This is a genomic window from Arthrobacter sp. zg-Y1219, assembly GCF_030125545.1.
In the GTDB taxonomy this organism is placed as follows: Bacteria; Actinomycetota; Actinomycetes; order Actinomycetales; family Micrococcaceae; genus Arthrobacter_B.
The window spans coordinates 224511-236617 of the sequence record NZ_JASKLY010000003.1; the positions used below are offsets into that span (position 1 = coordinate 224511).

12 protein-coding genes and 1 riboswitch are annotated in these 12107 nt (G+C 67.4%); of the genes, 2 read left to right on the plus strand and 10 right to left on the minus strand.

Annotated features, from left to right (window positions below; translation table 11 throughout):
- Position 1: 1 nt before the first annotated feature.
- The 8 genes from QNO00_RS02210 to QNO00_RS02245 all read right to left on the minus strand — a co-directional run bounded on the left by QNO00_RS02210 (position 2) and on the right by QNO00_RS02245 (position 8608).
- A complete protein-coding gene (locus QNO00_RS02210; RefSeq protein ID WP_284023476.1) occupies positions 2–898 on the minus strand; it encodes a shikimate dehydrogenase family protein in 897 nt (298 codons plus the stop codon).
- On the minus strand, positions 899–2095 hold the full coding sequence (mltG, locus tag QNO00_RS02215; protein ID WP_229965544.1) for an endolytic transglycosylase MltG: 1197 nt from the start codon (positions 2093–2095) through the stop codon (positions 899–901). It abuts the gene before it with no gap.
- 26 nt (positions 2096–2121) lie between these two features.
- On the minus strand, positions 2122–2703 hold the full coding sequence (gene ruvX / locus QNO00_RS02220) for a Holliday junction resolvase RuvX (protein ID WP_284023477.1): 582 nt from the start codon (positions 2701–2703) through the stop codon (positions 2122–2124).
- A 1-nt stretch (position 2704) separates the two neighbouring features.
- Positions 2705–5386 carry an alanine--tRNA ligase gene (gene alaS / locus QNO00_RS02225; RefSeq protein ID WP_284023478.1) on the minus strand — a complete coding sequence of 894 codons (2682 nt, stop codon included), beginning with the start codon at positions 5384–5386 and terminating at the stop codon, positions 2705–2707.
- Between the two features lie 106 nt (positions 5387–5492).
- Complete coding sequence (locus QNO00_RS02230) at positions 5493–5747, minus strand: hypothetical protein (protein ID WP_231712420.1); 255 nt, start codon at positions 5745–5747, stop codon at positions 5493–5495.
- 28 nt (positions 5748–5775) lie between these two features.
- Positions 5776–6147: a DUF948 domain-containing protein gene (locus QNO00_RS02235; protein ID WP_229965539.1), complete on the minus strand. Its 372-nt coding sequence runs from the start codon at positions 6145–6147 to the stop codon at positions 5776–5778.
- A gap of 186 nt (positions 6148–6333) precedes the next feature.
- Positions 6334–6960 carry a 30S ribosomal protein S4 gene (gene rpsD / locus QNO00_RS02240; RefSeq protein ID WP_229965537.1) on the minus strand — a complete coding sequence of 209 codons (627 nt, stop codon included), beginning with the start codon at positions 6958–6960 and terminating at the stop codon, positions 6334–6336.
- A 229-nt stretch (positions 6961–7189) separates the two neighbouring features.
- A complete protein-coding gene (locus tag QNO00_RS02245; protein WP_284023479.1) occupies positions 7190–8608 on the minus strand; it encodes a replication-associated recombination protein A in 1419 nt (472 codons plus the stop codon).
- A gap of 96 nt (positions 8609–8704) precedes the next feature.
- Here QNO00_RS02245 and QNO00_RS02250 point away from each other — a divergent pair, with 96 nt between their 5' ends.
- On the plus strand, positions 8705–9265 hold the full coding sequence (locus QNO00_RS02250) for a Vms1/Ankzf1 family peptidyl-tRNA hydrolase (RefSeq protein ID WP_229965535.1): 561 nt from the start codon (positions 8705–8707) through the stop codon (positions 9263–9265).
- A 76-nt stretch (positions 9266–9341) separates the two neighbouring features.
- On the opposite strand, the gene QNO00_RS02255 is transcribed toward QNO00_RS02250, so the two are convergent.
- A complete protein-coding gene (locus QNO00_RS02255; protein WP_284023480.1) occupies positions 9342–10409 on the minus strand; it encodes a nitronate monooxygenase in 1068 nt (355 codons plus the stop codon).
- Between the two features lie 7 nt (positions 10410–10416).
- Positions 10417–11253 carry a PhzF family phenazine biosynthesis protein gene (locus QNO00_RS02260; protein ID WP_229965533.1) on the minus strand — a complete coding sequence of 279 codons (837 nt, stop codon included), beginning with the start codon at positions 11251–11253 and terminating at the stop codon, positions 10417–10419.
- Between the two features lie 125 nt (positions 11254–11378).
- Positions 11379–11499, plus strand: a riboswitch (SAM riboswitch).
- A gap of 59 nt (positions 11500–11558) precedes the next feature.
- On the opposite strand from QNO00_RS02260, the gene QNO00_RS02265 reads away from it, so the two are divergent.
- Positions 11559–12065 carry a flavin reductase family protein gene (locus QNO00_RS02265; protein WP_229965531.1) on the plus strand — a complete coding sequence of 169 codons (507 nt, stop codon included), beginning with the start codon at positions 11559–11561 and terminating at the stop codon, positions 12063–12065.
- The last annotated feature ends 42 nt before the right edge of the window (positions 12066–12107 follow it).

A 12107-nucleotide genomic window follows, 5' to 3' on the forward strand; every position in this document is an offset into this window, starting at 1 on the left:
TTCAGCGCCGCGGCGCACCGACCGCGTCACACATCACGTTTGTGACGGCATTCTCGTCACGGAACTTCCCGCCGGCGAAGAGCCGCACCTGTTCCACTGCCTGATAGAGCAGCATTTCCAGTCCGGGCACGATCCGGCCGCCCTGCGCGGTCCAGACCCGGGCGATGCTGCTGGGCCACGGGTTGTAGGCCACGTCGAGGAGGACGGCGCCCGGCCCGGCAACGGCCCTCGGTGCCGCGGCCAGGGCGTCGGCCAAGGCATCGGCGCCGTACGGAGGAAGGGTGGAGATCACGACGTCGGCATCCGCGCAGAGCGCCGCCGCATCGGTCCAGGGCCGCAGCTCCAGCGCGGTGCCGGTGCGGCGGCCGACGTCGGCCACCGCCGCGGTGCCGTTTTCCCGTGCGGGAAACCGTCGGGCGCAGACCGTCACCGAAGCGGCGCCGAGCCGGCCCGCTGCCGCAACAGCGGCGCAGGCGGTGCCGCCGGCGCCGAGGATGACCACACGCGGCGTGCTCCGGGCACCCGCGTGGCGCAGGGCGTTCACGATGCCGGCCACATCGGTGTTGTGCCCGGTGAGGACGACTCCGGCGCCGGTGTACTCGAAGGTCACGGTGTTCAGGACCTGCAAGTCCGCGGCGGTGGCGGTGAGCCTGTCCATGGCCGGGAGCAGCGCGGACTTCAGGGGCATGGTGACGGAGAGCCCTGCCCACTGCGGTTCCGCGGGGTCGGGCACCCGAAGGGACGCGGCAAAGGCTGCCGCGTCCTCCTCGGGGACGTCCAGGGAATCATAGGTGCAGTTGAACCCGAGGTACTGATAGGCGGCGCGGTGCAGCATCGGCGACTTGGAGTGGCCGATGGGATGCCCCAGGACGGCTGCCCGCCGGGGACGCTCCGTCAACTACCCGCACCTGCCCGGTTTCTGGGTGCCGCACCATTCCTGGTACTCCAGCACGTACTTGGCGTGCTCGGCCAGGGTGGAGGAGAACTCGGTCTGGCCGGTGTCCAGGTTCACAGTCACCCAGTAGTAGTACGGAACGTCAGCGGGGTTGGCGGCCGCATCGATGGCCTCCTTGCTCGGCGAACCGATGGGTCCGACGGGCAGCCCCGGGTTGGCGTACGTGTTGTACGGGTTCGACTTGTCCGCCTTTTCCTCGGGCGTCAGGTCGTAGCTCTTGCGGTTCAGGCCGTACGTCACGGTGGCATCGGACTGGATCAGCCCACTGGTTTCCACGTTGTCGGCCCGGAGACGGTTCTGGATTGAACCGGCAACCTTGGCGTAGTCGGCCTCTCCGGCCTCCGCCTGGATAATGCTGGCCTTGGTCAGGATCCGGTACTGCTCGGCGGGATCAGTGATTTCGGCGTCCTCGAGCGTGGCGAAGGTATTGCCGATCATCTCCTCGATGATGGAGGTTGCGTCCTGCTCCAGCGGGAAGCGGTATTCACCCGGGTGCAGGTAGCCCTCCAGGCTCACTGCCTCGGCCGGCAGCCCGAAGGCTTCCGGATCCTCGGCCAGGGCCTCGAACTCCGCCAGCGGAATTCCGGTGGATGCACTGAGGATGTCGAACACTTCGCCCTGGCGCAGGTCGCGGGCAACGGCGGCGTAGTGCACCGCGGCACCCTGCTCGCCCAGCAGCGCTTCGAGAGCAGCCGAGGATGACATCTGCTGCTTCATTTCATAGGATCCGGGCTGGATCTGCCGGCCCTCGGCCTCTTCGGCGAACGCGTTGACGAATTCCTTGGCCGTGGCGACGATGTCCGCCGTTTCCAGCTTCGTGCCGATGATCATCGGTCCGTCGCCCTCGGCGACCGTGAAGCTCACGCTTCCCGTTCCGGCGCCTTCATAGTCCTTGATCTCATTCAGTCCCAGCAGGTCCCGAAGGAACATGGTGAGGCCGAAGACGACGCCCCCAAAAAACACCAGCACAACGAGCATGACGATGGTGCGACGGCGGCGGCGGCGCTGTTTCTCCCCGGTGGGGCGGCTGTTGCCGCGCGTGTCCTGCTCGTCCTCGAAGAAGTCTTCCACCGGAGGGTTGCCTCCAGCCTGGTCAGCTCCGTGATGGGCGTTCGGTTCATAGTCCGGTTCCGCTCCCATGGGCGGAAAATCCGGATATCTGTGGCTCACAGCGCGGACCCGTTTCCGCGCTTGTTGTCCTGGGAAATGATTGGCTCCTGTGTCGGGGCCGGCAGGGCGCCTGTCTGGCGCTGCTGCCGGCATGATGTGACCGGCTCCCCCACATCGCGTTCAAGGGAACGCTGCATGTCAATGGCCTGCTGCAGAATCGCTACAGCGGCCGCTTGATCCACCACTCTACGGTGATCCTTGCTGTTCAAGCCAGCTTCGTGCAACGAACGATGTGCGCTCACAGTGGTGAGGCGCTCGTCCACGAGGTGAACGGGAAGACCGTTGCCGCTGCGTTCCAGTTCGGTCAGCAGCAGATCGGCGTAGTCCCGGGCCATCTGGGTTGAGGCGGTTTCCGTGCCGCGCATGCTGCGCGGCAGGCCAACGAATACCTGAACGGCATTGCGGTCAGCAGCCTCGCGGACGAGTACCTTGATGTCGCTGTTCTTTTTCGCGTCCCGCTTCAGGGTTTTCACCGGCATGGCCAGCATCCCGTCCGGATCGCTCACGGCCAGGCCCACCCGGGCCAGGCCGACGTCTACCCCCAGCTTAACCCCGCGGGGGTAGTCCTGCAGCTCCATGTCAGCCCCGGTTGGCAACTGCGGCTTGGATGGCGGTGAGTGCCTCACCGAGCTTGGAAGCGTCCGAGCCGCCGCCCTGCGCCACATCGTCCTTGCCGCCGCCGCCGCCGCCGAGCACCCCGGCGGCAAGCTTCACCAGCGCACCGGCCTTGACGCCTGCGGAACGTGCTTCCTCGTTCGTGGCCACAATCACCACGGGGCGGGAATTGGACACCCCGGCAACGGCGACGACGGCGGCGCCCGCACCCAGGCGGGAGCGCAGGTCCAGGGCCAGGGTGCGGAGGTCATCCGCACCGGCTCCGGGTCCGGCGTCGTGTGCAAGAACACGGACGCCGTCGACGTCAACGGCCTTGCCCACCAGTGCCGCGGCGGACGCGGCCAGCTGCTCGCGGCGCAGGCGCTCGAGTTCCTTTTCGGTGGACTTCAGCTTGGCCAGGGTGGCGGCCAGGCGGTCCGGCAGTTGAACGGACGGAACCTTGAGCATTTCGGAGAGTTCGTTGACCAGTGCGCGTTCCGCGGCCAGGTGCCGGAAGGCATCCATGCCCACGAAGGCTTCCACGCGGCGGTTTCCCGAGCCCACTGACTGCTCGCCCAGCAGCGTGAGGCTGCCGATGCGGGAGGTGGATTCGACGTGCGTCCCGCCGCAGAGTTCGCGGGACCAGTCGCCGTTCATCTCCACAACGCGCACCGTGTCGCCGTAGGCCTCGCCAAACAGCGCCATCGCGCCGAGGGCCTTGGCCTCGGCCAGGGACATGACCTTGGTCTCGACCTGGTAGTTGCTGCGGATCGCGAGGTTGGACACCTCTTCGATTTCAGACTTGGCGGCGTCCGAGAGGCCTTCGCCCCAGGAGAAGTCGAAGCGGAGGTAGCCGGCCTTGTTGAAGGAGCCGCGCTGCAGCGCCTCCGGGCCCAGGATCTGGTGCAGTGCAGCGTGCACGATGTGCGTGCCGGAGTGCGCCTGCTCGGCCTCGTGGCGGCGCTGGGCGTCGACGGCGGCCAGCACGGCCGAGCCCTCGGCGATTTCGCCTTCCCGGACGATGGCCTTGTGCACGCTCAGGCCCTTGACCGGGCGCTGCACGTCCTGCACTTCGAGGACGAAACCGTCACCGGTGATCAGGCCGGTGTCGGCGGCCTGGCCGCCGGCTTCGGCGTAGAACGGGGTTTCGTTCAGCACCAGGGAGATTTCCGAGCCCTGGCCGGCGTGCGGAACCCGGGCGCCGCCCGAGATGATGCCGCGCACCAGGGATTCGCTGGTCAGCTCGTCGTAGCCGGTGAAGACGGTGGAGCCGGCGGCCAGCAGTTCGTTGAACACCGAGACGTCGTTGTGGCCGTGCTTCTTGCCGCGGGCATCCGCCTGGGCGCGCTGGCGCTGTTCCAGCATCAGGGAGCGGAATCCGGCCTCGTCGACCTTCAGGCCCGCTTCCTCGGCCATTTCCAGCGTGAGGTCGATCGGGAAGCCGTAGGTGTCATGCAGGGTGAAGGCGTCTTCGCCGGAGAGCGGCTTGTTGGCGGCCTGGGATTCCTTGACGGCTTCCTCGAGGCGCTCGGTGCCGGAGGCAATGGTGCGCAGGAACGCTTTTTCCTCGGCGTAGGCGATGCGGCTGATGCGGGCGAAGTCGGTTTCGACCTCGGGGTAGGTGCCCTTCATCGCGTCGCGGGAGACGGGAAGCAGTTCGGGCAGGACGGCGGTCTCCACGCCCAGCAGGCGCATGCTGCGCACCGCACGCCGGATCAGGCGGCGCAGCACGTAGCCGCGGCCTTCATTGGAGGGGCTCACGCCGTCGGCGATCAGCAGCAGGGCCGAGCGGACGTGGTCGGCGACCACGCGCATCCGCACGTCGTCGGTGTGGTGCGGATCGGAGGGGTCCTCGGCAGAGGTGTACTCCTTGCCGGAGAGCTCCGAGGCCTTGTCCAGGACCGGGCGGACCTGATCAGTCTCGTACATGTTCTCCACGCCCTGGAGAATCATGGCCAGGCGCTCCAGGCCGAGGCCGGTGTCGATGTTCTTCTGCGGCAGTTCGCCGAGGATCTCGAAGCTGTCCTTGCCGGTGCCTTCGCCGCGCTGGTACTGCATGAACACGAGGTTCCAGATTTCCACGTACCGGTCATCGTCAGCCGCCGGGCCGCCGTCGACGCCGTAGGCGGGTCCGCGGTCGTAGAAGATCTCGGAGCAGGGGCCGGCGGGGCCGGGCTGTCCGGTGGACCAGTAGTTGTCCTTCTTGCCGAATTTCTGGATGCGTTCGGCGGGAACGCCGATCTTGTCGCGCCAGATGGCGAGGGCTTCGTCGTCGTCCTCGTAGACCGTGATCCACAGCTTTTCGGACGGCAGGCCGAAGCCGCCGTCGGCAACCGGCTTCGTCAGCAGTTCCCAGGCGAAGCCGATGGCTTCTTCCTTGAAGTAGTCGCCGAAGGAGAAGTTGCCGGCCATCTGGAAGAAGGTGCCGTGACGCGCGGTCTTGCCCACTTCCTCGATGTCCGCGGTGCGGATGCACTTCTGCACGCTGGTGGCCCGCTTGTACGGGGCCTTTTCACGGGCGGTGAGGTAAGGGATGAAAGGCACCATGCCGGCCACGGTGAAAAGCAGCGACGGATCATTGGTGACGAGGGACGCGGAGGGAACCACCGTGTGGCCCTTGTCGCTGAAGAAATCCAGCCAGCGGCGTGCAATCTCGTGGGACTTCATGGTGCTTTTTACCCTTCCGGTAATTCAGGCGTTCGCAGGTTGATGCTGCTGGCACGGCGTTCCAGACGGTGCGGCGTGCCAGGTGGTGCAGGCTAGGTTTCGGCGGTCAGCGGCGCGCGGCGGCCATGGTGTCGGCGACCGTGTCGCCGGTGTCCATGCCCAGGGCGGTGCGCAGTTCGCCTTCACGTTCAGTCATGCCGTCACGGAACGCGTCGGCGAAGTTCTGCAGGGCGCCGGCGGCGGTGCCGATGGCCTGGTTGAGTCCGGCCGGACCCAGGGTGTTCTTGGCGTCCGAGAGACGGCGGACGGCGATGACTCCGATGGTGACACCGATGGACATCCAAAAGACTCGTTTGATCATGCTCTTCGCTCCTGTGCTGGTGGCGGGTTTAGCGGCTGCGGCGGCCGCGGCTCTTGCCGCGCGAGGAAAGGGCCGAACGGACTCCGTAGCTGAAGGCCGAAACCTTGATCAGCGGAGACCCGACTGTTGCAGCCACCAGGGAGGACAGCGCGGAAATGTTGGCCGTGGCGTCCGAGACGTTGGAGGAAATGCCGTCCACCTTCTGCAGCTGCAGGTTGGTGGAGGACACCGTGGTGGTGACTTCCTCGATCAGCGGGGTGGTCTCGTTGCTGATGGTGCGAATGGCGCCGCGCAGTTCATCAAACACCTTGCCCAGCTTCCAGATCGGGACGGCCAGCAGCACTACCAGCACTGCGAACACACCGGCAGCAATCAGACCGGCAATATCTCCACCCGACATGGCACTCCTCTTGGGGTTGAATCTTGGGGTTGTAACTTGGACTTTCCGCTATGTACCTTACCTACTTCGCGGCTGCAGCACTTACTCGCCCCTGCGGGGCGTGCGCGGCCGGCAAAGGGGCCGCATAACCGAACAGCCCGCGGCGGGGGCCGCGGGCTGTTGCGATAAATCGAGAAAAACTCGAGATTAGCGTGCGTAGTATTCCACGACGAGCTGCTCTTCACAGGTCACGGGAACTTCCGAGCGCTTCGGGCGGCGCACAAGGCGGGCCTGCAGCTTGTCCAGGGAAACATCCAGGTAACCGGGAACGGCGGGCAGGACGTCGCGGTGGGCGCCGGCAGCGGCAACCTGGAACGGCGTCATGGTCTCGCTGCGCATGTGCACATGGATGAGCTGGCCTTCGGAAACGCGGAACGACGGGCGGTCCACGCGGGCGCCGTCAACCATGATGTGACGGTGCACAACAAGCTGGCGGGCCTGGGCGATCGTACGGGCGAAGCCCGAGCGCAGCACGAGGGCGTCGAGACGCATCTCGAGCAGCTCGATCAGGTTTTCACCGGTCAGACCGGCGGTGCGGCGGGCTTCCTCGAAGACACGGGTCATCTGTGCTTCGCGGATGCCGTACTGGGCGCGCAGACGCTGCTTTTCACGCAGGCGTACCGCGTAGTCGCTGTCCTGCTTGCGACGTGCGCGGCCGTGCTCACCCGGGGGGTAAGGACGACGCTCGAAGTACTTGGCTGCCTTGGGGGTCAAAGCAATGCCGAGGGCGCGCGAAGCGCGGGCCTGACGGCGTGCACGTGTGTTGTTAGCCACGTTCACCTTTCACTGTTTTGGCGGTTTGGCCACCGCAGCCCTGGTTTTCACCGGATACCGTGATGACTGATATGTAAGTACTGGCCTCCATTAGGGAGAGCTCGGGCCAACCGCTGCCTTCTGCTACAGACACGGCACCGGGCACAACTCCGCCGCTATCAGCTTCGAAGGGGGGTCCGGCGTCGCGCTTGCCAGTCAACCATCAATCCTAGCACGCTCACCGGGGGCGTTACTTTCCCCGGATGATCCCGCGCAGCCGTTCCAGCCGCGCCGAGATGTCCCGTTCAACACCGTTGCCCGTGGGCTCGTAGTAGTTGCGGCCCACCAGGTCATCCGGCGGATACTGCTGCCGGGCAACGCCGTGCGGTTCGTCGTGGGAGTAGACGTATCCCTTGCCGTGGCCGAGCTGCTTTGCTCCGGGATAGTGGGCATCCCGCAGGTGTGCGGGTATCCCCTGCCCGCGCCCCGCGCGCACGTCGGCGATGGCCGCATTGATGCCGTTGTAGGCGGCGTTGGACTTGGGGGCGGTGGCAATGTGCACCACTGCCTCGGCCAGGATGATCCTGCCCTCGGGCATGCCGATCAGCTGCACCGCCTGGGCTGCGGCCACCGCTGTCTGCAGCGCCGTGGGATCGGCCATTCCCACGTCTTCGGCGGCGGAAATCACCAGGCGGCGGGCGATGAACCGGGGGTCCTCCCCCGCTTCCACCATTTTGGCCAGGTAGTGCAGGGCGGCGTCCACGTCCGAACCGCGCAGGGACTTGATGAAGGCGCTGGTGACGTCGTAGTGCTGGTCGCCGGCGCGGTCGTAGCGCAGGGCCGCCACATCCAGTGCCTTTTCGGCGTCGCTGAGCGTGACCTCGGGGATGCCTTCGGCGTCGTCCCGTTCGGAATAGGCGACGCCGGCGGCGGCCTCCAGCGCGGTCAGTCCGCGCCGCGCGTCGCCGGCGGCCAGCCGCACCAGGTGCTCCAGCGCTTCATCGCTCAGGGTTACCCGTCCGGCGAGGCCGCGCTCGTCCTCCACGGCCCGCTGCAGCAGGGCGGCAATGTCCTCTTCGGTGAGCGGCTTCAGCGTCAGCAGCAGGGAGCGCGAGAGCAGCGGCGAGACCACCGAGAAGGACGGATTTTCCGTGGTGGCGGCCACCAGCACCACCCAGCGGTTCTCCACCCCGGGCAGCAGCGCGTCCTGCTGCGCCTTGTTGAAGCGATGGATCTCGTCCAGGAACAGCACTGTGGTGATGCGGTGCAGATCACGGTTGGTCAGCGCGTCATCCATCACCCGGCGGACATCCTTCACCCCGGCGGTGATGGCGGAGAGCTCCACGAACTTCCGGCCGGAGCCGCGGGCCACAACGTGGGCCAACGTGGTTTTTCCCGTGCCGGGAGGGCCCCAGAGCATGACCGACGACGGTCCGGCGGGGCCGCGGTCGTCGGCGGATTCCGCCAGGGTGCGCAGCGGGGATCCGGGTCCGAGCAGGTGCTGCTGGCCCACCACCTCATCCAGCGACCGCGGGCGCATCCGCACGGCCAGCGGGCTGCGCGGGCGCTTCCGGCCGTCGTCGCCGGCACCGGCACCAAACCCGCCGCCGTCGTTGTCATCGCGGGTATCGGTGTCGCCGTCACTGTCGCTGCTGAACAAATCACTCACTCCCCAAGGCTACTCGTGCCGTAGCGTTGACCGGGCCCGGCGACTGCCGGCGCTCTGCCCAACCGAACCAGCAGTCCCGCCAGGAGAATCGTCAAAATGCCCGTCACCCGCTCCACCTTTGTCTCCGCCGACCGGCTGCCGGGCTGGCTGGAACGGTTCGCCGCCGGCAACGGCGAACTGACCCTGACTCCGGAGCACGGCGGCCTGCATCTCCTGGCGGCCAACGGCACCGAAGCCGACCTGCTGGCGCCATGGCCGGACGACGGGCGGCCGGGGCGCGGTTCGAACGACGTCGAGCGCCTGGTCTCGCTGGCCGGCCAGTCCCGCACGCTGGGAATCGTGCTGCTGCGCCGCGGCGGTTTCGCCGTGGGGGTCGCCCGCGACGGCGTGCTGCTCGCCTCCAAGGCCGGCAGCCGGTATGTGCAGTCCCGGACGGCGGAGCAGGCGGCCCGGATTTTCGCCGAGCATCCGCCCGAGTACCTGGTGTTCGGCGGCGACCGGCCCCTGCTCGAGGTGCTGGCCCGCGAGCCGGTTTTTCGTCCCTGGAGCGCTCTGGCCCGGCTGCGTTTCCTGGACGTTCAGGATCCCAAAGCGGCGGCGCTGGCCAAGGCCGCGAAGGATGCGGCGTCGGTCTTCATCCGGATTTCGGTGCCGTAAGCTCGGCGCCCTGAACGGCGGCGGAGGCGGCGGCTTGAACAGCGGCGGGGCGGCGGCTCAGGCCGCTGCTGCCTCGTCAGTTCCCGGCGAGCCGGCGGACGATGTCCGCTGCCGGCTGCTCCGTGGCCAGCCGGTACCCCGTGCCGGCCCACAGGCTGACCCCGTCCGGATCCCCCGCCGCTGCTGCGGCGGCCCGCAGCGGAGCCGTGATCTGGTTGACGTACGGATAGGCGTCCGGCGCATCCGGATAGGCGCGCATGAAAGCGTTGGTCAGCCCGCGGGCCGGACGGCCGGAGAACGCCCGGGTCAGTGACGTTTCGGAAAACCGCCCGCCCTGCGCTGCTTCCCGCAGGGCCGCCCGGTGCACCGCGCTGGTGCCCGCTTCGCTGCTGAGCAGCAGCAGGGTTCCCACCTGGACGGCTGCAGCACCGGCGGCAGATGCTGCGGCGGCGTCCGCCGGTGCGGAGATTCCTCCGGCAGCGATCAGGGGCAGGTCGCAGGCCCTCCGGATCCCCCGGAGGAGCAGGTCCAGGGGAAGGTCGCCGGGAACTTTGGCGCTGTCCAGCGTTCCGCGGTGCCCTCCGGCCTCGGGCCCCTGGACACAGAGCACCCGGGCGCCGGCGTCGGCCGCGGCCTGGGCTTCGGCAGTGTCGGTGACGGTGACGACCGTGCAGATGTCCCGCCCGGCGAGTTCCGCCAGGATCTCCGGGTCCGGCAGTCCAAAGGTAAAGGACACCGCCGGCACCCGTTCCTGCAGGACCAGTTCCAGTTTGGCGGGCCAGCCGTCGTCGTCGTCGGGGTCCAGCAGCCCGGGTTCCGCTGCGGTTCCGGCAGCGAGAAGGTTCCGGAAGGCCAGTGCCGCTGCCAGCTTTTCGCCGGCGGTGGTGCCGTCATCGGGGGTGCCGGGAGCGGCGCGGTAGGTGTTGGCGCGGTCCGGAACAAAGAGGTTCACGCCAAACGGCGCCTGGGTGAGTCTCCGGGTGCGGGCGATTTCCGCTGCCACGGCGGCTGAGCTTTTGTAGCCGGCGGCCAGGAACCCCAGCCCGCCGGTGTTGCTGACCGCCGCGGCGAGTTCGGGCGTGGACGGCCCGCCCGCCATGGGCGCACCGATTACGGGCAGGGCAAGAGACTGAAGGCTGAACACGCTGCGCCTAGAGGGTGACGGTGCCGTCGATGGAGGTGACCGTGGACCCGCCCACCCAGATCTTGCCGTCGCGGGTGAACACGCGGACCCGGCCGGACCGCTGCACCGCGGTTCCCTGCGTGACCACATAGCGCTCCGGTGCCAGGGAGGCGCCGATCAGCCATTGGGCGAGGCCGGCGTTGAGGCTTCCGGTCACCGGATCTTCGGTGATGCCCAGGCCGGGAACGAAGGCGCGGACCTCAAAGTCGGTTTCGGCGTCCTCGGGCTGGGCGCCGATGACGCCCACGCGCAGGTTGCCCATGATGGTGGGATCCGGCTTCAGCGCCAGCACCGCAGCGGCGTCGGGCAGCAGAAGTCCGAGCCAGCCGGGGCCGTTGTCGATCCAGTTGGAGGCGAGGATCTGTGTGCGGTCCAGGTTCAGCGCACGCAGTGCCTGGTCCAGGACTTCGTCCTCCAAGGGGCCCGAGCGCAGCAGCGGCGGCGCGGCGAACGCGGCAATGCCTGCGTTGGCGTGAAGCGTTACGAGGCCAATCCCGCATTCCTGCACGACGACGTCGGGATAGCGGCGCTTGTTGCCGGCCTCCAGCCACGCGTGGCAGGTACCCAATGTCGGGTGTCCGGCGAACGGGATTTCTCCGCCGGGGGTGAAGATCCGCACCCGGTAATCGGCGCCGTCGCGGGTGGGAGGCAGCACGAACGTGGTTTCGGACAAATTCGTCCACCGCGCGAAGGACTCCATGTCGGAGTCCGAAAGTCCCTCGGCTTCCAGCACCACGGCGAGGGGATTCCCCAAATACGGCTCGCTGCCAAAAACGTCCACCTGTTTAAACCACCGCTGTTTCATGCCCAAACTCTATCCCTTCACCGTGGGGAGTTTTCATTCGCTGCGGGGAGTTTTGTGAAGCTGAGTTTTACGAACTAAGGCAGGTGTTTGCAGGCGTGCACCCGTGCCGCCTACGTTGGAAGAAGAATCAAGAGTTCCAGCCACGGGCCCTGGCCGGCTGGACGGCAACCCTCTCGCCGTAGCGGGGTGCTCCAGGTGACGATTCGGCCGCCCGGCAAAACTTCCCGGCTGCGGCAAGTACCGCGTTTGTGCCGACCCTGTTGTTAATCGTCGGTCCGGCGCTTAAGGCAGAGGAATCTCTTCGCATGTCTCTTGTTACCGATCTTCAGCCCGCGGCCCTGCGCCGTGCCTATTCGCGTTTCCCCTCCGGCATTGCCGCGTTGTGCGCTGTGGTGGACGGGCAGCCGCAGGGAATTGTTGCGTCATCCTTTACCGTGGGCGTTTCGATGGATCCTCCCTTGGTGATGTTCGCCGTGCAGAACACCTCCCGCACCTGGCCGGTGCTCCGGCCTGCGGCCAGGATCGGGGTGTCGATCCTGGGCTCCGACCACGAGGGGATCTGCAAGCAGATTGCGTCCAAGTCCGGGGACCGTTTTGCGGGCCTGAACCTGCACACCGACGAATCGGGTTCCCTTTTCCTGGACCGGGCAGCCCTGTGGCTCGAGTGCTCAGTGGAGAACGAGGTGCCCGCCGGGGACCACAGCGTCGTGCTGCTCCGCGTCCACGGCCACGCCTCGCATGACGATGCCCACGAGCCGCTGGTGTTCCACGGGTCGGCGTTCCGACACCTCAGCGTCGCGGAGTTTGCCTGAGCCGCGGCGCTGGAAAACCCGCGCTGACGCGTGCGAACTAGG

What these genes read in the sequence shown, in the direction of transcription:
- QNO00_RS02265 (WP_229965531.1), top strand. Translation starts at nt 11,559, where the DNA reads ATGTCTCTTGTTACCGATCTTCAGCCCGCGGCCCTGCGCCGTGCCTAT.
- QNO00_RS02230 (WP_231712420.1), bottom strand. Translation starts at nt 5,747, where the DNA reads ATGATCAAACGAGTCTTTTGGATGTCCATCGGTGTCACCATCGGAGTC.
- QNO00_RS02260 (WP_229965533.1), bottom strand. Translation starts at nt 11,253, where the DNA reads ATGAAACAGCGGTGGTTTAAACAGGTGGACGTTTTTGGCAGCGAGCCG.
- QNO00_RS02235 (WP_229965539.1), bottom strand. Translation starts at nt 6,147, where the DNA reads ATGTCGGGTGGAGATATTGCCGGTCTGATTGCTGCCGGTGTGTTCGCA.
- ruvX (WP_284023477.1), bottom strand. Translation starts at nt 2,703, where the DNA reads ATGGAGCTGCAGGACTACCCCCGCGGGGTTAAGCTGGGGGTAGACGTC.
- QNO00_RS02250 (WP_229965535.1), top strand. Translation starts at nt 8,705, where the DNA reads ATGCCCGTCACCCGCTCCACCTTTGTCTCCGCCGACCGGCTGCCGGGC.
- mltG (WP_229965544.1), bottom strand. Translation starts at nt 2,095, where the DNA reads ATGGGAGCGGAACCGGACTATGAACCGAACGCCCATCACGGAGCTGAC.
- alaS (WP_284023478.1), bottom strand. Translation starts at nt 5,386, where the DNA reads ATGAAGTCCCACGAGATTGCACGCCGCTGGCTGGATTTCTTCAGCGAC.